At 54.3% G+C, this 18,119-nt stretch carries 18 protein-coding genes and 1 other RNA gene; 18 read left to right on the top strand and 1 reads right to left on the bottom strand.

The window, feature by feature from the left end:
• Nucleotides 1-6 precede the first annotated feature (6 nt).
• The 15 genes from M3223_RS03225 to rnpB all read left to right on the top strand — a co-directional run bounded on the left by M3223_RS03225 (nucleotide 7) and on the right by rnpB (nucleotide 14,195).
• Nucleotides 7-369, top strand: a complete 363-nt coding sequence (locus M3223_RS03225) for a diacylglycerol kinase family protein (protein ID WP_251558879.1) — start codon at nucleotides 7-9, stop codon at nucleotides 367-369.
• Between the two features lie 25 nt (nucleotides 370-394).
• The gene (gene cdd, locus M3223_RS03220) at nucleotides 395-835 is read left to right on the top strand and encodes a cytidine deaminase (RefSeq protein ID WP_251558877.1); all 441 of its coding nucleotides are present in this window, start codon (nucleotides 395-397) and stop codon (nucleotides 833-835) included.
• Complete coding sequence (gene era / locus M3223_RS03215; protein ID WP_251558875.1) at nucleotides 835-1,767, top strand: GTPase Era; 933 nt, start codon at nucleotides 835-837, stop codon at nucleotides 1,765-1,767. The genes cdd and era overlap by 1 nt, the downstream gene beginning before the upstream one ends.
• A gap of 150 nt (nucleotides 1,768-1,917) precedes the next feature.
• On the top strand, nucleotides 1,918-2,088 hold the full coding sequence (locus tag M3223_RS03210) for a YqzL family protein (protein ID WP_251558873.1): 171 nt from the start codon (nucleotides 1,918-1,920) through the stop codon (nucleotides 2,086-2,088).
• A gap of 159 nt (nucleotides 2,089-2,247) precedes the next feature.
• Nucleotides 2,248-3,087 carry a DNA repair protein RecO gene (recO, locus tag M3223_RS03205; protein ID WP_251558870.1) on the top strand — a complete coding sequence of 280 codons (840 nt, stop codon included), beginning with the start codon at nucleotides 2,248-2,250 and terminating at the stop codon, nucleotides 3,085-3,087.
• Nucleotides 3,088-3,490: 403 nt separating this feature from the next.
• A complete protein-coding gene (gene glyQ, locus M3223_RS03200) occupies nucleotides 3,491-4,378 on the top strand; it encodes a glycine--tRNA ligase subunit alpha (protein WP_251558868.1) in 888 nt (295 codons plus the stop codon).
• On the top strand, nucleotides 4,371-6,458 hold the full coding sequence (gene glyS / locus M3223_RS03195) for a glycine--tRNA ligase subunit beta (protein WP_251558866.1): 2,088 nt from the start codon (nucleotides 4,371-4,373) through the stop codon (nucleotides 6,456-6,458). The genes glyQ and glyS overlap by 8 nt, the downstream gene beginning before the upstream one ends.
• An 18-nt stretch (nucleotides 6,459-6,476) precedes the next feature.
• Nucleotides 6,477-7,298, top strand: coding sequence for a pyruvate, water dikinase regulatory protein (locus tag M3223_RS03190; protein WP_251558864.1), 822 nt, complete (start codon nucleotides 6,477-6,479; stop codon nucleotides 7,296-7,298).
• A 58-nt stretch (nucleotides 7,299-7,356) separates the two neighbouring features.
• The gene (locus M3223_RS03185) at nucleotides 7,357-7,815 is read left to right on the top strand and encodes a YaiI/YqxD family protein (RefSeq protein ID WP_251558862.1); all 459 of its coding nucleotides are present in this window, start codon (nucleotides 7,357-7,359) and stop codon (nucleotides 7,813-7,815) included.
• A gap of 47 nt (nucleotides 7,816-7,862) precedes the next feature.
• Nucleotides 7,863-9,710, top strand: a complete 1,848-nt coding sequence (gene dnaG / locus M3223_RS03180; protein ID WP_251558861.1) for a DNA primase — start codon at nucleotides 7,863-7,865, stop codon at nucleotides 9,708-9,710.
• 19 nt (nucleotides 9,711-9,729) lie between these two features.
• Nucleotides 9,730-10,854 carry an RNA polymerase sigma factor RpoD gene (rpoD, locus tag M3223_RS03175; RefSeq protein WP_251558859.1) on the top strand — a complete coding sequence of 375 codons (1,125 nt, stop codon included), beginning with the start codon at nucleotides 9,730-9,732 and terminating at the stop codon, nucleotides 10,852-10,854.
• Nucleotides 10,855-11,034: 180 nt separating this feature from the next.
• Entirely contained in the window at nucleotides 11,035-11,880 is an 846-nt protein-coding gene (locus M3223_RS03170) for a hypothetical protein (RefSeq protein ID WP_251558857.1), read from the top strand.
• Between the two features lies 1 nt (nucleotide 11,881).
• The gene (locus M3223_RS03165; protein WP_251558854.1) at nucleotides 11,882-12,652 is read left to right on the top strand and encodes a tRNA (adenine(22)-N(1))-methyltransferase; all 771 of its coding nucleotides are present in this window, start codon (nucleotides 11,882-11,884) and stop codon (nucleotides 12,650-12,652) included.
• Entirely contained in the window at nucleotides 12,628-13,749 is a 1,122-nt protein-coding gene (locus tag M3223_RS03160) for a Nif3-like dinuclear metal center hexameric protein (protein WP_251558852.1), read from the top strand. Before M3223_RS03165 ends, M3223_RS03160 begins: the two co-directional genes overlap by 25 nt.
• Nucleotides 13,750-13,784: 35 nt before the next feature.
• Nucleotides 13,785-14,195: RNase P RNA component class A (rnpB, locus tag M3223_RS03155), an RNA gene on the top strand.
• A gap of 81 nt (nucleotides 14,196-14,276) precedes the next feature.
• Here the strand turns inward: rnpB and M3223_RS03150 are convergent.
• Nucleotides 14,277-16,247 (bottom strand): S8 family peptidase, encoded by a 1,971-nt coding sequence (locus M3223_RS03150; RefSeq protein ID WP_251558849.1) that lies wholly within the window; start codon nucleotides 16,245-16,247, stop codon nucleotides 14,277-14,279.
• 208 nt (nucleotides 16,248-16,455) lie between these two features.
• Between M3223_RS03150 and M3223_RS03145 the strand changes: the two genes are divergently transcribed.
• The 3 genes from M3223_RS03145 to M3223_RS03135 all read left to right on the top strand — a co-directional run bounded on the left by M3223_RS03145 (nucleotide 16,456) and on the right by M3223_RS03135 (nucleotide 18,104).
• A complete protein-coding gene (locus M3223_RS03145; protein WP_251558847.1) occupies nucleotides 16,456-16,956 on the top strand; it encodes a YpuI family protein in 501 nt (166 codons plus the stop codon).
• Nucleotides 16,957-17,010: 54 nt separating this feature from the next.
• Complete coding sequence (locus M3223_RS03140; RefSeq protein WP_251558844.1) at nucleotides 17,011-17,223, top strand: DUF1540 domain-containing protein; 213 nt, start codon at nucleotides 17,011-17,013, stop codon at nucleotides 17,221-17,223.
• Nucleotides 17,224-17,354: 131 nt separating this feature from the next.
• The gene (locus M3223_RS03135) at nucleotides 17,355-18,104 is read left to right on the top strand and encodes a lytic transglycosylase domain-containing protein (RefSeq protein ID WP_251558842.1); all 750 of its coding nucleotides are present in this window, start codon (nucleotides 17,355-17,357) and stop codon (nucleotides 18,102-18,104) included.
• Nucleotides 18,105-18,119: the final 15 nt, after the last annotated feature.

The following is an 18,119-nucleotide window of genomic DNA, read 5'->3' as shown; positions in this document are numbered from 1 at the left end:
ACGCCGATGGGATTCATGCGGAGCTTATCTTACGCCTGGTCGGGCATCGTGTATGCGATCCGTTCCGAAAAACATATGAAAATTCATATAACAGCAGGATTGGGTGTGCTGACGCTGGCAGCGGTACTCCGGCTCGAATCGCTGGATTGGGCTATTCTCATTCTGGCGATTGCGCTAGTCATAATGGCAGAGCTCGTTAATACAGCAGTTGAAAGAGTTACGGATCTGGCTTGCGGTGGAGAATTTCATCCATTGGCCAAGCTGGCTAAGGATGCTGCATCGGGAGCAGTGCTTGTTTGCGCAGGCGCTTCCGTTTTTATCGGGTTATTCGTTTTGGGGCCGCCGTTATGGCGGCTTCTGGCAATTTAAAATGGCTGAGGGAGAGACATAAAGCATGACGAACATAACGGAACAATTGACGCAGCAGCTATCAGAGCAAGCGCGTGAAGCGATGAAAAAGGCTTATGTGCCTTATTCCAACTTCCGGGTAGGCGCCGCGCTGCTGGATGAGCACGGACATATCCATCAAGGCTGCAACGTCGAAAACGGCGCTTACAGCCCGTGCAACTGCGCGGAGCGCACGGCGCTTTTCCGCGCCATTGCCGACGGCTGCGCTCCCCGTTCATTCCAGGCGATTCTCGTCGTAGGCGATACGGCTGGACCTATTTCACCTTGCGGCGTTTGCCGGCAAGTGCTGTCCGAGCTGTGCAGCCCGGACATGCCGGTTATTATGACAAATCTGACAGGAGCGCGCAGCGTCATGACGGTTTCGGAGCTGCTGCCCGGTGCCTTTTCGCTTGAGAGCCGTCCGGATGAAGGGAAGGCGACGCTTTAATGGCAGGTCCCCAAGGTAAAAAAGGCTCCAGCACAGCTGAGCCTAAGTTTCGCTCCGGATTTGTCGGCATTGTAGGACGTCCAAATGTGGGCAAGTCGACGCTCATGAACAAGATGATCGGCCAGAAGATCGCAATCATGTCGGACAAGCCGCAGACGACGCGCAACAAAATTCACGGTGTGCTGACCCGCGACAATTCACAAATCGTCTTTCTGGATACGCCGGGCATTCATAAACCGAATTCCAAGCTTGGCGATTATATGATTAAGGCCGCCGAGGGCGCGCTGTCCGAGGTTGAGGCCGTACTGTTCCTCATCGACGTGTCGGAAGGTTTCGGCGGCGGCGACCGTTTTATCATCGAACGTCTGAAGTCCGTCAAAACGCCGGTTTTCCTCATTCTCAACAAAATCGACAAGATTGATGACGAGAAGCTGATGCAGACTATTATCCAGTACAAGGACATGTACGATTTTGCGGAGATCATTCCGATCTCGGCGCTGCAGGGCAATAACATCGACACGCTGCTGAATCAGCTGGACCGTTATTTGCCGGAGGGACCTCAGTACTATCCGGCCGATCAGGTGACGGATCACCCGGAGCAGTTCGTCTGCGCGGAAATGATCCGCGAGAAGATTTTGCAGAAGACGCGCGAGGAAATTCCGCATTCAATCGCGGTTACGATCGAGGACATGAAGGTTCAGGAGAACGGCGTTGTTTATATCGGTGCGGTTATATATGTCGAGAGGGATTCCCAAAAGGGCATCATTATCGGTAAACAAGGCGCGCTGCTTAAAGAAGTCGGCAAAGAAGCGAGACGGGATATTGAATCGCTGCTTGGCTCAAAGACGTTCCTTGAGCTGTGGGTGAAGGTGAAAAAAGATTGGCGCAACCACGAGCGCGTGCTCAAGGATCTTGGGTACCGTAACGAGTAATCGCGGGTTTTGAAAGCCGGTGAAACGAGCCGCGGCCGCTCGATCCATTTAACCCCCTTTTTTTGACAGCATACTTACCCTTCTTTTATCGCATTCTAAAGAGGCCAGAGCGCTAAGCCAGCCACTTTGAAAGCGAAAGGAAGATAAGGCATGCGGGATTTTTCGTGGACGTATTTTGCGATGACCGGTGATGTTGAATCGTTTTTGCTTTACAAGGAAGTGGATCAGCTTCGCGAGGCGGGAAGCGGGGATGCGGCCGCTGCAGTCGACGCGGGAACCGCGGAGCTTGCGGATGGAAGCCGGGAGGCAATGACGGTTTAGCCGCAAGGCTTGCCCCGGCGATCCTGCCATGTTTCTGTGCCCGTCCGGAGCCGCATGCTCCGGACGTTTTGGCATGTCCGCATGTTCACCTGTTAACATGCTTGCGCATGAGCTTAACGCAGGGCGAGGCTTCCTGTCCGATAGAGGAGAGTGAGGCGTATGATTTACCGTGTGGAGGGCATCGTCATCCGCAGCACGGACTACGGGGAAGGCAACAAAATTGTCACGCTGCTGACTGATTCTGCGGGTAAAGTAGGCATTATGGCGCGCGGCGCAAAAAAAGTCCGCAGCCGTCATACATCGCTGGTACAGCCATTTACCTATGGAGAATTCGTTTATTTCCGCAATGCCGGGCTCGGCCAGCTGAACGCAGGCGAGATTATGGAATCCAACCATCGTTTGCGGGAAGATATCGAGCTGTCGGCTTACGCGGCTTATGCGGCGGAGCTTTGCGACCGTGCTTTTCAGGACGAGGAAGCGGGCGCGTATTTGTTTCATCAGCTGAAGGCTTGTTACGACGCTCTTCGAGAAGGTAAAGATGCCGCCATTGTCATTCATTTATTCGAAATGAAAATTCTCGAAGCGGCCGGCTATGCCCCTCAGCTTGAAACATGCGTCGGCTGCGGCTCGGATCAAGGACCCTATCGCCTCAGTCCCCAGAGCGGAGGCATCCTTTGCAGACGCTGCATAAGCCGTGATCCCGCAGCCATGTTGCTGGAAGAAGGCACCTACAAGCTGCTGAGACTCTTCTCGGCCATTGATCTTCGCCGTCTTGGTTCGATACAGGTCAGGCCCAATACGAGACAGCAGCTTAAGACGGCTTTGCGCTCTCTGATGGACACTCATCTTGATTTGCGCCTCAAAACGAGGGGGTTTCTGGATCAGCTGGATCGTTTCTCGGCTCCGGCGGCCCAGGCGGCAGAGCGCAGGCGGCAGCACAAAGAGTCCGAACCGGATCAGGCTATACCGGATGAAAAGGAAGTCCAAGATGGAGAGTAATTGCCTCCGAATTGTTGTCTTGACACAGAGATTAGATTCTACTACAATGAGAAAATATGCTTAGACGGACGATGATGGAGAAGAAAGTCTGTTTACCCATTCCGCAAGATAGAATCAGCGAGCCAGGGACGGTGGAAGCCTGGTCGGAATAAACAGACGAGAGGCACTCCGGAGTACGTGATTTCAGGAAAGCGGGCTTGCTGACCGCGCCGGTTTGGCGTGGTTTTGGAGGCCAAGTAGGGTGGAACCGCGGGAGATGTAAGCTCTCGTCCCTACGTCTGTGGCGCAGACGTAGGGACGGGGGTTTTTTTGGCGTCTCTGGGGGCCCTTCCTATGATCTGATCCCCAAACAGCCGGTAAACTCCGGCAAGTCAGTTAGATCCGAAAAGGAGAGTGGCCAACTATGAATTTTCAAGGCATGATTCTGACGCTCCAGCAATTCTGGGCCGAGCAGAATTGCATTCTGGTCCAGCCGTACGATACGGAGAAGGGCGCCGGTACGATGAATCCGATGACCTTCCTGCGCTCCATCGGGCCTGAGCCGTGGAACGTTGCTTACGTTGAACCATCCCGCCGCCCGGCTGACGGCCGGTACGGGGAAAATCCGAACCGTCTTTATCAGCATCATCAGTTTCAGGTTATTCTGAAACCGTCGCCGGACAACATTCAGGAGCTGTACCTGGAAAGTTTACAGCGCCTCGGAATCGATCCGCTGCATCACGATATTCGTTTTGTAGAAGATAACTGGGAATCTCCGACGCTTGGCGCTTGGGGTCTTGGCTGGGAAGTATGGCTGGATGGAATGGAAATTACGCAGTTTACCTATTTCCAGCAGGTTGGCGGAATCGATGCTAGCCCGGTAGCGGTTGAGATTACGTATGGAATGGAGCGTCTTGCCTCCTATATACAAGAAAAAGAGAACGTGTTCGACTTGGAGTGGGTAGACGGCGTCACTTACGGCGACGTATTCCTGCAGCCCGAATATGAACATTCCAAATACACATTTGAAACGAGCGACTCCGCAATGCTGTTCCAGCTCTTCTCCATGTACGAAGAGGAAGCGCGCCGCGCGATGGAGCAAAACCTTGTTTTTCCTGCTTACGACTATGTGCTTAAATGCTCGCACACGTTTAATTTGCTGGATGCGCGCGGCTCCATCAGCGTAACGGAGCGTACAGGCTACATTCAGCGCGTTCGGAATCTGGCCCGCGCATGCGCGGCGACTTATCTGGAGGAGAGGGAGCGCCTCGGCTTCCCGCTGCTGAAGAAAGAGGTGGAGCAGAATGGCTAAGGATCTGCTGTTCGAAATCGGATTGGAAGAAGTGCCAGCCCGCTTTGTGCGCGCGGCCGTGAACCAGCTGCAGGAGCGCATCGTCAAGTGGCTCGACGAGTCGCGCATTGGCCATGGAGAAGTGCGGGCTTATGCAACTCCGCGCAGGCTTGCCATTTTGGCCGAGTCGGTTGAGGAGAAACAATCGGATGTAAACGAAGAGGTTAAAGGCCCTTCCCGCAAAATCGCCCAGGATGCCGAAGGCAACTGGAGCAAAGCGGCGCTTGGCTTCGCACGCAGCCAAGGCGTAGAGCCCGAGGCATTGTTTTTTAAAGAGCTTGCGGGCGTGGAGTACGTGTACGCCAACAAATCCAGTCTCGGCGTAGATACGGCTTCGGTGCTGGCTGAAGGACTGACGGGAATCGTAACGTCGATGACATTCCCGAAAAACATGCGCTGGGGCGCATACGAGCTGAAATTTGTGCGTCCAATTAAATGGCTTATTGCCCTGTACGGCTCGGATATTGTCCCTATGGAAATCGCCGGCGTCAGCAGCGGCAACGTTACGCGCGGCCATCGCTTCCTTGGCGGAGATGCCGTTATCAGCCAGCCTTCCGAGTATGTTGAAGCGCTCCGTTCGCAGCATGTCATTGCCGACATCGCCGAGCGTGAGGAGCTGATCGTCGACGGGATCAAAGAGCTGGCTCAGCAGCGCGGATGGACGATTACGATTAAGGACGATTTGCTGGAAGAGGTGCTTTTCCTTGTCGAAACGCCTACCGTGCTGTTCGGTTCTTTTGATCCAGCCTTCCTGGAAATTCCGCAAGAGGTGCTGATTACGTCGATGCGCGAGCATCAGCGCTACTTCCCGGTGCTTGACGATTCCGGCAAGCTGCTGCCTTATTTTGTGACGGTCCGCAACGGCAACGCCGTATCGCTGGAGAACGTCGCCAAGGGCAACGAAAAGGTGCTTCGCGCTCGTCTGTCGGACGCTAAGTTCTTTTATGCGGAAGATCAGAAGCTGGCGATCGGCACTGCTTTGCAAAAGCTGGAAACGATCGTTTACCATGAAGAGCTTGGCACGGTGGCGGACAAGGTGCGCCGCATTGTGAAGCTTACGGCAGGCATTGCCGCCGCTGCGGGCGCAGAGGAGCAGACGGCAAGCGACGCGGTTCGCACCGCCGAAATTTGCAAGTTCGACCTCGTGACGCAGATGGTGTACGAATTCCCTGAGCTGCAAGGCATTATGGGCGAAGACTACGCGCGCAAAGCCGGCGAACGCGAATCAGTCGCTGAGGCTATTAACGAGCATTACCAGCCTCGCTTCTCGGGCGATACCGCTCCGGCTTCCCTGCCGGGCGCTTTGGTTAGCCTTGCGGATAAACTGGACACCATTGTCGGCTGTTTCTCGATAGGCATAATCCCGACCGGTTCTCAGGACCCTTATGCGCTCAGACGGCAGGCAGCGGGCATTGTGCAGACGCTGATGGCCCATCAGCTTCCCGTTACGCTGACGGAGCTGTTCGATCTGGCGCTTGCTTCTCATGAAGAGCGCGGCTTGAAACGCGACCGGAGCGATATCCGTAAAGATCTTTACGATTTCTTCGCTCTTCGTCTCAAAAATGTGCTGACTGAACAAGGCAACCGCTACGATGTAATCGACGCGGCTCTTGCAGCCGGTTTTGATGACCTTAACCTGGCGGTAAGACGGGCAGCTGTTCTTCTTGCTCGAGCGGCCGGTCAGGAACGCGAGGAATTTAAGTCTGTTGTAGACGCGCTTACGCGTACGGCGAACTTGGCCGCTAAGGCAGAGCCGGATGCGGCTGTGAACGCTGATCTTCTGGAAGCTGACGCCGAAAAACGCCTATATGCAGCGGCTGCCGAAGTTAGCGTGCAGTTCCACCGTTCGCTCGCTGCAGGCGACGCAGCTGCGGCATTAAACCGTCTTACGGAGCTGCGCGAGCCAATTACGGCGTTTTTTGATTCCGTTATGGTTATGGCCGAGGATGAGGCGGTACGCCGCAACCGTCTGGCGCTGCTATCGGGCATTGCACGCGATGCCGCCGCTTACGCGGATTTTTCCAAGCTGGTCTGGTCCTAATAAAAGGAGGGCGGTTCATTGAGCCTAAACGCGTACAATCGGGATGTCATTGTTTATGTCGTGTCGGATTCCGCAGGCGATACCGGGGATTTGGTTGTTCGCGCAGCAGCCGCACAGTTTCATCCCATCGTTCCTCAAATCCGCCGGGTGCCCTTCGTCACGGACGAAGCGGCGCTCGCCAAAGTGGTGGAGCTGGCGAAAAGCAATGGAGCCATCATTCTTTATACGCTCGTGCTTCCGCATCTGCGGGAAGCGATGGTCAGACTCGGCGAAGACAGCTCGGTTGAAACGATCGATTTGCTGGGACCGCTCATTCACAGCCTTGAATTAAAGACCGGTATGCCATCCAGGCAGGAACCAGGACTTAACCATGTGCTTGACGAAGATTATTTCCGCAAGGTTGAAGCGGTGGAATTCGCGGTAAAATATGATGACGCCAGAGATACAACTGGAATCAAAAAAGCCGATATTGTACTTGTAGGCGTTTCGCGAACTTCCAAAACACCGCTTTCCATGTATCTTGCGCACAAAAAATACAAAGTGGCCAACGTGCCGCTTGTACCGGAGCTGAAGCCGCCCGAGGAGCTGTTCACCATTCCGAAGGAACGGGTAATCGGGCTGACGATCGGCGTTCATTATTTGAACGTCATCCGCAAGGAACGTTTGAAGGCGCTAGGTCTTCCCGACAGCGCCTCCTATGCAACGGCTGAGCGCATTGAACGGGAGCTGGCCTACGCCAAGGAAATTACGGACCGAATCGGATGTTTCACGATGGATGTATCCCATCGTGCAGTGGAAGAGACGGCAAGCATCATTATGGAGCGGATTCGCGGCAGCTAGTCAGCTAAACGGCATATACCGCGCCTGCTCTGCCGTTTATGCAAGGGAGGCGTTGCATTTGGGTGATTTGCGCATAGTCGTGGATGCGGACGCTTGTCCGGTTAAACGGGAAATCATGGACGTCGCTTTTCCCATGTCGGTGCCGGTGCTGATGGTTGCTTCTTATGACCATCATCTGCAGCCGGAGCCTGGAATGGAAATTGCCCATGTGGACCGGAGCAGCCAATCGGCGGACCTGTACATTTTGAACCGGGTCGGCCGCGGGGATATTGTCGTTACGGGCGATTACGGCCTGGCGGCTGTGGCGCTCGCCAAGGGCGCCCAGGCTATCGGCTTTCGCGGAAAAGTGTACCGGGACGAAACGATGGATGCCCTTATGGCCCAGCGCCATGAGCATAGCGTCATCCGGCGCAGCGGCGGCAGGACAAAAGGGCCTAAACCGATGACAGCCGAGGATAAGACAGCCTTTCAACAAAAGCTGACAAAACTTTTACTTGCAAGGCAGGAAAACGTTTAGGACCAGCGAATAGTAATACGTGTTATTTAGACGAAGGTGATGAACGAGTGGCCTATGCCAAGATTCCGGAAAGCGTAATTGAAGAAGTGCGCCGGCATCATGAAATTGTTGACACCGTCGGAAAGTACGTTCATCTGACCAAGAACGGCAAATATATGAAGGGATTGTGCCCGTTCCACTCGGAGCGTACACCATCCTTTACGGTGACGCCCGAGCTGCAAATTTTTCATTGTTACGGCTGCGGCAAGGGCGGCAATGTCATTCGGTTTATGGAAGAGATTGAGGGATACAGCTTCCCGGAAGCCGTCCGCTACTTGGCGGAGCAGGCAGGGATGCCCATTACTTGGGAATCGTCCTCGGAGGGCTCTTCACCGCGTGATCCTGAGCTCGACGCCGCTTATGAGGCGCATGAGCTTGCCGCCAAGTTTTATCATTACTTGCTTAACAATTCCGCGCAAGGTCAGGAAGCCAGAGCTTACTTGCTGAAGCGGGGATTGAGCGGCAGGCTGATCGACGAATTTTCCATCGGATTTGCGCCCGACGGGTGGGACACGCTAACCAGATTTCTGCAATCGAGGGGCTACGAGCCCGAGCTGCTGGAAAAAGCGGGTCTGCTTTCGGCCAAAAACGACGGAAGCGGGTATGTGGATCGATTTCGCGCCCGCATCATGTTCCCGATCCGGGCCAAGGACGGCAAAATATGCGGTTTTGCCGGCCGTGTCATGGATGACTCAAAGCCCAAGTATTTAAATACGCCGGAAACGAAGCTGTTTGCCAAGAGCAAGCTGCTGTATCAGCTGCATGCGGCCCGGCCCGTTTTCCGTAAAAAGCGTTCCGCTGTCCTGTTCGAAGGATATATGGATGTGATTAAGGCTTGGTCGGCCGGAGTCAAAAATGGAGTTGCCACAATGGGAACCGCTTTGACTGACGAACACGCCGTGCTGCTTAATCGAGAGGTGGACGAAGTCATCCTTTGTTATGACGGGGATGACGCTGGACAAGCCGCCGTTATGAAATCTATTCCGATTCTCGAAAAGTCGGGATTGAGGGCGCTTGTTGCCATCCTTCCGAAGGGCATGGACCCGGACGAGCATATTACGCGTTTTGGTGCGGAAACCTTCATAAGAGAGGTTATCGAGCATCCCGTATCCGTAACTAAATTTAAGCTATTATATTCCCGCAGGAATCATACACTCATAGGAGAAGAGGGCCGCAAAAACTATGTCATGGAAGCAGTCGGCATAGTGGCGGAACTGGATTCCCGCACGGAGCAGGAAGTTTATCTGAAGGAACTTTCGCGCGAGTTTGAAATTTCCCTGGAGTCGCTTAAGCAGGACTGCCACAGCATCTGGAGCGAGCGGCAGAAATCAAAACCGGACAGGGATAAGAACGACAATTCGTGGAATAATGGTAGGAATGAAACAAGGCGTGCGTCGAAGGCGCCAGCCCTGCTGCCCGCCTACCAGCGTGCGGAGCGTCGACTGCTTAGTGTGATGATGCGGGATGCGGAAATAGCGCGGAGCGTATATGACCGGCTCGGAGATGCATTTAATGTAGAGGATCATGCGGCGCTTGCCGCTTATCTATACGCTTACTACGCACAGGGACACGAACCGGATGCCAGTCGGTATTGCGCTTCCTTGCAGGATGAACGCCTGGAAAGAGCAGCTGCTTCCATTTTGATGAACGAGGACGCATCTCCTTTCGACGAGCAATTGCTTGCGGCATACATTCATGAAATTCAAAAAGTGCCTCGTCTTAAGGAAATCGAGATTCGCAGGGAAGAAGCGCTGCGAGCGGAGAAAGCCGGCGATGTGCTGAAAGCGGCAAAGATCCAAGTTGAGATTATCGCCCTAGAAAGACAGCTCAAGGAACGGCAGGATGATCCTTTCTAGGGAGGAGGGAGTCGGGAATATGGCGAATGACCAACACACAGAGCTGGACAACGAACAAAAAATGGAGCTCGTCAAGGAACAGCTTATTGAACAGGGGAAAAAGCGGTCTTCCCTGTCTTATAAAGAAATCATGGATAAATTGGCTCCTTTTGACCAAGAGCCAGAACAAATCGATGAATTTTTTGAACAGCTCGACGACCTCGGTATTGAAGTAACCAATGAGCGCGATGAAGGCCCTGCTCCACTTGGTGAAGAACAGGAACGCGAGAGCGACGATTTTAACTTCGACGACGACCTGAGTCTGCCGCCGGGCATTAAGATCAACGACCCGGTCCGCATGTATCTGAAGGAAATTGGACGGGTTCCGCTGCTGTTGGCCGATGACGAAATCGAGCTTGCCAAACGGATTGAGAAGGGCGACGAGGAAGCGAAGCGCCGTCTTGCGGAAGCCAATCTTCGTCTGGTTGTCAGCATCGCGAAACGTTACGTCGGCCGCGGCATGCTTTTCTTGGATCTTATTCAGGAAGGCAATATGGGTCTGATTAAAGCCGTTGAAAAGTTCGACCATCAAAAAGGCTTTAAATTCAGTACGTATGCGACGTGGTGGATTCGTCAAGCGATTACACGCGCTATCGCTGACCAAGCCCGGACGATCCGGATTCCGGTTCATATGGTTGAGACGATCAACAAGCTTATCCGGGTTTCCCGTCAGCTGCTGCAAGAGCTGGGACGCGAACCTACGCCGGAAGAAATTGCAGCCGAAATGGATCTTAGCACGGACAAAGTGCGGGAAATCATGAAGATTGCTCAAGAGCCGGTATCGCTAGAGACGCCAATCGGCGAGGAAGACGATTCGCATTTGGGTGATTTCATTGAGGACCAGGAGGCTCTGGCGCCGGCTGATGCCGCAGCTTACGAGCTGCTTAAGGAACAGCTGGAAGACGTGCTGGATACGTTGACTGAGCGCGAAGAGAATGTGCTTAGACTTCGGTTCGGATTGGATGACGGGCGTACTCGTACGCTCGAGGAAGTGGGCAAAGTATTCGGCGTAACACGCGAGCGGATTCGCCAGATTGAAGCAAAGGCGCTTCGCAAGCTTCGCCATCCTAGCCGCAGCAAACGGCTGAAGGATTTCTTGGAATAGGTTCGAGGTGGAGGCTCTCTGTTATAGGCAGAGAGTCTTTGCTGTTCTATAGGTCTTATGTCCCTCAAGGCGTAAGTCCCTTAAAGCGCCGCCCTCTCTTGTCGATGATGTAGAGAGGAGTGATCTCCGCAATAAACGTATGCTCCAGAAAATGGAGCGGCGTGAACGAGGAGCCGGCAGATGGAAGCGGACAAAAGAAGCGTCATTGTACAGGAAATTCAGCAGTGGAGAAAAAGCAAGCTCCTCCCGGATCAGTACTGTGATTTCCTGCTTAACTTATATGCAGATCGGGAAGAAGCTTCAACAGAAGAGAAAAAGGCTCAGCCGCGCAACCGGACCGCCAGAGCAGCCCGCGCGGCAGCTTCGGCTAACGGCTGGAAATGGCTGCTTTTCATTGCCTTATTTTCCCTGTTTTTCTTGATTGTTTTTCATTTTAACGCTTTTCATCCGGCAATGCAAATAGCCGTTTGCCTGCTTGTAACGGGAGCTTTTCTGACTACGGGCATCGTGCTGAGGCCGCGCAGCGAGACGGCTGGAATGGCTTGGACCGCCGCAGGAATGCTAATTTTAGCGGGTTCAACGCTCTATTTATTAAAGCTGAATGAGGTTGAGAGCTGGACTTGGAACGCATTTGCATGGAGCCTTTGCGCTTTGATTTGGATCGTGTATGGAATTTGGCAGCGCGTTCCGTTACTGCATTTATGCGGCTGGATCTGTCTTGCGCTTGTATACAGCATTTTGCTTCGCAAGCTTGGCGACGTCGGCTCTATGTGGGACAAACAGCTGTACTGGCTGCCGCTCGCGGTGCTGTTTGGCTGGAGCGGCTGGTTTGTGAGGCGCTGGAGCAAACGGGTGTGCACGGTGCTGCTTGCTGTAGCCGCTTTGTTTGTGCTGATGCCGGAAGCGACTATAATGCTGGAATCTGGAGGATCGGTTTGGCTCCAAGGGCTGTTTGTTGGTAAACTGGTAGCAGGCGGAGGACTGCTGTTCCTTTTGCGAAAATATTGGATAGAGTGGGTTGCCTGATATGTTGAATTCTAAACGATTGACTGTTATAGCGGACTATGTGTCGCAGGGGGCCAGAGTGGCCGATATCGGCTCAGACCATGCCCTGCTTCCGGTAGAGCTGGTAAGGCGCGGGACAAGTCCGTCCGCTGTTGCAGGTGAAGTCAACGACGGCCCGCTGGAGGCTGCCCGGAAGGGCATTGCCGCAGCGGGTTTTAACGATGTTATCGAAGCCCGTAAAGGCAATGGGCTGGAAGTGCTGCAGCCCGGGGAAGTCGATACGGTGACGATCGCCGGTATGGGCGGTGCGCTGATCGTAACTATCCTGGAGGCAGGCAGGCTCGCTGGCAAGCTGGAGGGCGTATCTCAGCTGGTGCTGCAGCCGAATGTTGGCGAAGAGCTTGTACGCGAGTGGCTGCTGGAGCATGGCTGGTACTTGGCTGAAGAAGCTATTTTGGAGGAAGACGGGAAGTATTACGAGGTTATGAATGCGATTCGGCAGCCGAGTGGAGATGCGGATAACAAGATCCTTTATGGAGGCGAGCCGCCGCTAATTGGACTCGGCGGGGAAGCGAGCCGCAAACTGAAGCTGAGCATGGGGCCTTGGCTTTTGCAAAGCAGAGGCGAAGTGTTTGCTGCCAAATGGCGCTCGGAAATCCGTAAGCTGAGGCGCATCGAGGCTCAGATGGCACAATCGGAATTGGATGAAGCGAAGGAACGCCGGGAAGCGTTCAGCCGTGAAATTGCAACCATCGAGGAGGTGCTGGCATGTACGCCAACGGACATATCGTAACGGGATTGATGGAGCAGCTCGCTCCTAAAAAATACGCGGTGGAAAATGACCGGATCGGCTTGCAGCTCGGAACACTGCAAAAGCCGGTGCGCAAAGTGCTGGTCACGCTTGATGTGACGCATGAGGTTGTTGATGAGGCAATTGCGGCGGGTGCGGACTTAATTATCGCGCATCATGCCATTATTTTCAGGCCGCTGGCTAAGCTGGATACATCAACGCCCGCAGGCTCGCTTTATGAGAAGCTGATTAAAAACGATATTGCGGTGTATATCTCCCATACAAATCTGGACGTTGCCGAAGGCGGCATCAACGATTGGCTGGCGGATGCGATTGGCATGGAGCGGGATGGCCGCGCCAGTCTGGAGAAGGTATACGAGGAGCAGCTGTACAAGCTGGCGGTATATGTGCCGGAAGCGCAAGCCGAAGAGGTGCGGCAAGCCATGTGGGCCGCCGGAGCCGGGACAATCGGCGCTTATGATCAGTGCAGCTTCAACGTAGCGGGAACCGGAACGTTTCGTCCCGGAGCCGAAACAAATCCTTTTGTCGGCACTGCGGGCAGACTGGAGACGGTGGATGAGGTCCGCGTCGAGATGGCAGTGACGGAAAGCTTGCTGCGCAAAACGGTGAAAGCGATGCTTGGCGCTCATCCTTATGAGGAAACCGCCTATGATGTAACCCGGCTTGAGCGTGAAGGCAAAACGCTCGGTCTCGGCCGCAGCGGCCGGCTGGAGCAGCCCGTGACGCTGGGAGAGCTGGCGGAGCGGGTGAAAGCGGCGTTTGACGTGCCGTTTGTTCGTTTAAGTGGCGATCCTTCGTCAATGGTGCGCAAAGCCGCGGTGCTGGGCGGATCGGGATCGAGATATTGGAAACCGGCGCAGTTCACCGGAGCGCAGGTGCTCATTACCGGGGACATCGACTTTCATTCCGCGCAAGACGCGCTGGCTGCAGGCATGCTGCTGATTGATACCGGACATTATGCCGAGAAAATCATGAAGCAAAAGGTAGCTCAGTGGCTTGGGGAGCAGCTCTCCTCCGGCAAATACACGACGGAAACGATCGTCTCGGCAATAAATACCGACCCGTTCCGACTTGCTTAACGGACCCGATGCCGCTATACTAGCTAAGGTATCGGAAAGTCTGACAGACAATCGCTGGTGGCGAGAGCCGCGAGAGGAAAGTCCGGGCTCCATAGGGCAGGATGCTGGATAATGTCCAGTCGGCGCGAGCCGAAGGATAGTGCCACAGAAATGGACCGCCGATGGCCGGCGCTTGGCGCCGGATCAGGCAAGGGTGGAACCGTGGTGTAAGAGACCACGAGCGGCGTTGGTGACAACGCGGCTGGTAAACCCCATCTGGAGCAAGACCTAAGAGAACGCGGCAGCCTTTGCCGGCTGCAGTCCTTGCCCGGGGCGCGTTCGGGTTGGTCGCTTGAGCCTGACAGCAATGTCAGGCCTAGATAGATGATTGTCGCTCGAACAGTGGGAGGGTCGTTCCCGTTTGGACCACAAAGAGTACAGAACCCGGCTTACGGCAGACTTTCCGCAACGGCCTTAATTCGCTTCTAAACACAAAAGCTTCCTTTCCGCGATTGCCGCAGAAAGGAAGCTTTTTTCATCATTATCGCTCAGCGGCCCTCAAAGCTGCGGACGAGCTCCTCAAGCCGTCTGCGCAGCCGCTCGGAGAAGGAGAGCAGTGACTCGGCTTCTCCTGAACCTGCGTCGGTTACGGCAGCCTCTTCGGCTTTAGCGGGCTGCTGCGGCACGGCTGCGCCGCCGGAGGCGGAATGTTTGGCCTTAGTGCTGCCTGCAGCTTGAAGCGCTTTGTCGATATCGATCTGACCGTAGCCGAAGTATTGATCCTTGCCTTTTGCGCCGAGATCTCTCGCCGTCTTCCGCATAATGTCATACACTTCAACATTGGACAGGTCGGGATTCCTGGAACGAATCAAGGCAGCAAGCGCAGCCACATGCGGGCTGGCCATCGAAGTTCCGGATAATGCTGCATACTGGCCGCCGGTATAGGTGCTGGCAATGCTGTCGCCTGGGGCAGCCACGTCGATGTAGTCGCCATAATTGGAGAAGGATGATTTTTCGCCGCGTGAATCCGTTGATCCAACTGCAAAAACTTCCGGATAGGCAGCGGGGTAACCCGGCTGCTCCGAGTTGTCGTTGCCGCTTGCGGCGATCAAAACAACGTCCCGGTCAAAAGCATACTTAATGGCTTCATGCAGGAATTCGGCTTGAGCATAGTTGCCAAGGCTCATATTAATTACTTTTGCGCCATTGTCCACGGCCCAAATCAGGCCTTGGGCGACGGAGTAAGTCGAGCCTGCGCCGCTTCCGTCGAGCACTTTAACCGGCATGATTTTGTTATACCAGGTCAGGCCGGCAACTCCTTCGCTGTTGTTAACCGAAGCGGCAATGATGCCGGCGACATGCGTCCCGTGTCCCACGTCGTCATTCGGCGTATCATCCGGTGTAACAACATTGTAGCCTTCAGCAAGCTTGCCGACCAGATCGGGATGATCCTCTTGCACGCCGGTATCAAGCACGGCAATTTTCACGTTATCGCTGCCCTTGGACAAATTCCAGCCAAGCTCTGCTTCAATGGAGGGCAAATTCCATTGGTAATCTGAATATAAGCGGTCATTGGGCACAATCGGCTTTTCGTTTTTCGTTGTCCCTTTGTCCGGCGCATCATTCGTCAAGTACAGATAATGAGGCTCTGCATAGACAGGATTCCATTTTTTACGGAAATAGGCCATCATTTTTGGCGTTTCCATGGAACGGGAGCGGAATACGTAGACGCCGCGCATATGATTTTCGGAAGTGCCCTGGATGTCGCGGTTGATTTCCTCAAGCTGACGAAGATTAGGCTCGCTGCGGAAGCGGATGACAACCTCGTTAATATGGTAATGGCTTGCGCCGCCATTGTCTTCGCCAGTCCGGACCGTGAATTCACGAATCGTGCCGGCCCTCACCGATTCAATCCGGTAATTCCCCTCTGCTGGATAAGGAACCTGTCTCAGGTTGCGCAGCTGATGCTGCTGCACGTCGCCGACGATAGCCTGGTTAATCAGGCCGATGATGCCGCCGTTGCCTTCAGGGGAAGGAAGTCCGAGCATTAAAAAACGTTTGCCTGCAGAGGACATAAGCTGCGCCTGATAGCGGGTGCCGGATTGGATCGACGTCAGCGCCAGAGCGGCATGTTTGTCCGCGAGCTGTTTAACGTCAGCGGGAATTTTGCCAGCGCTCAACGGAGACTTGGCTGCGTCTGTCCAGCGCAAATACATCATTTGCGGGTGATGGGCAATCAGATGTTTCATCCGTTCGCTTCGGTTAGCCGCCGGTTGGCCGGCAAGCTGGAACAACGCTCCAATATCCTTGGAGCACTGGCTGGCGCATAGCTGAGCGGTTGCTTCCATATCGTGGCGGATGTCGGCCGCTTTCAGCTGTTTTTCCTGTTTGACGGACAGAGCCCTCGTTTTTGTCCTCTGTTCCTGCGGATGCCTTCCCGGAATAAAGGACGGGCTAATGGGGATTAACAAGGCAAGCAAAGCCAGCGCGGTAAAAGCGCCGATCCATTTTTTTCGCATGCGGCATAAACCTCCCGGTAGTATGGAACGTCATTCGTACGCGCTCCGCTTTAGATTCAGGCAGACGGGCCGAAATTATACGAAAACGCCCAATCGGGAATTGTGAAGGCGGCTTGTTCCAAAAAAGTTCAAATCAGGCCGATTCTATGATAGGATATACGTAATCTTTAACTTCTTACGGGATTGATGAAAGGGGAACTTATTCACCATGCCATCTGCCAATGTTAAGCCGCTCAGCGAATCTACACGCTCCAAGCTCAAGGATGCGATCTCTCAGCTGGAACCGTTTCTGAACGAGAACGCTCTTCCGCAGCTTGCAGCCCAGGACGCTAATGACGAAGAGTCCACCTTCTACAAAGGGCTTCTGTCCGATCTGCGCCATCTGCTTGTATATTCGGAGGTTGCTTACGAAAAGCTCGGCGTCACGCTGCGCCGTCCAAACTTTGACACCGAGCAGGCCGAGCGTCAGCTGTATGAAGTTTATCATCATTGCGTTAATGCGTTCTTCTATCCAAAAAATGAAGGTTATTCCGAAGACGGCCGTTACGCTTATACCGGCCAGGATGCAATTCGTTTCCGCCATAAGCCGGTTCGCTCGGCTCGCGATATCGTGCTTGGCGTATCCAAAATTTACGAAGAGCTTCGCGATGACCTGTCCTATTACGAAAATGACTACATGACCCAGCGCCGCATGCAGGGTCAAAAATAGGAAAGCATAACCCGCCCCCGCTGAGGCCAGCCTACTTAGCGGGGGTGATTTTTTATGCCAAAAGGCGTAGCATGCAGCGTATCGAACTGCGCATTCTGGGGCGAAGGCAACCGCTGCGCAGCGGAAGCAATCAACATTGAGATCGACAAGCACGCTCACATGGATCTGTCCTCTGAATTCGCAGACGGCGAGCTTGGGGCGGAGCATCAGGATCAGGCAGAGGAATCCTCCGCAACTTGCTGCCACACGTTTAAGCCGAAGAACTGATTTTAATTTTTAGGAGTTTTTGGGCTAAGCCGTCCATATTCGGGCGGCTTTTTTGGCGCTTCTCTTCATTTCAGCTACCAACAAACCGATATATCCCTCCATCAAGGCAAAATGGGGAGTGAAAGTTCAAGATGTCGATTGACCCTCGAACGTTAACTGCGCTTATGAAGCTTCAGCTAAAGCCGAGCCTCGATACGCTTTTGGGCGGCAGCTCCGGGAGCGGCGCCGTATCAGAAACCGGTTCATCCTTTGACCAAATTCTCAACCAGCTTGCGTCGGCCACCGGAGGTCTGAATGAGACCGCACTGGACCAGCTGCAGCCTGAACTATCAACCGGCGACGTTACAAATGTATTCGGCAGCGTAAGCCTGGATACAAGTGCTGGCTCCGGTATCGGCCCCGCCAACCTGCAAGCTGCATTAATCGCGGCGGGAATGAATACAGAAGCAAGCGGCAGCCAGACAGGAGGTTCGCCTTTTGAGGGGCTGATTGGAGCGGCTGCGGCCAAGTACGGCTTGTCGCCTTCGCTGATCCGGAGCGTAATTGATGCGGAATCCTCCTTTAATCCGCTTGCTGAATCACATGCGGGAGCTAAGGGCTTGATGCAGCTCATGGACGGGACGGCGCGCGGGCTCGGCGTAACGGATTCGTTCGATCCCGCTCAGAATATCGACGCGGGCTCCAAGTATCTCGCCTATTTGCTGCGCAAATTTGACGGAAGCATTCCGGCGGCGCTTGCCGGCTACAATGCGGGACCGGGAAGGCTGGACCGCCTGGGCATTAGCGACGAAGCGACGCTGAAGGCGAACTATGAATCGCTTCCGCGCGAAACGCAGCAGTACGTCATAAAAATCATGAACAAGCTTGGAGCGTCCTTGTAACGGACCGCGTTTTAT

It is taken from the genome of Paenibacillus pasadenensis (assembly GCF_023715725.1).
In the GTDB taxonomy this organism is placed as follows: domain Bacteria; phylum Bacillota; class Bacilli; order Paenibacillales; family Paenibacillaceae; genus Paenibacillus_O; species Paenibacillus_O pasadenensis_A.
This window is presented reverse-complemented; position numbering and strand designations above follow the sequence as displayed.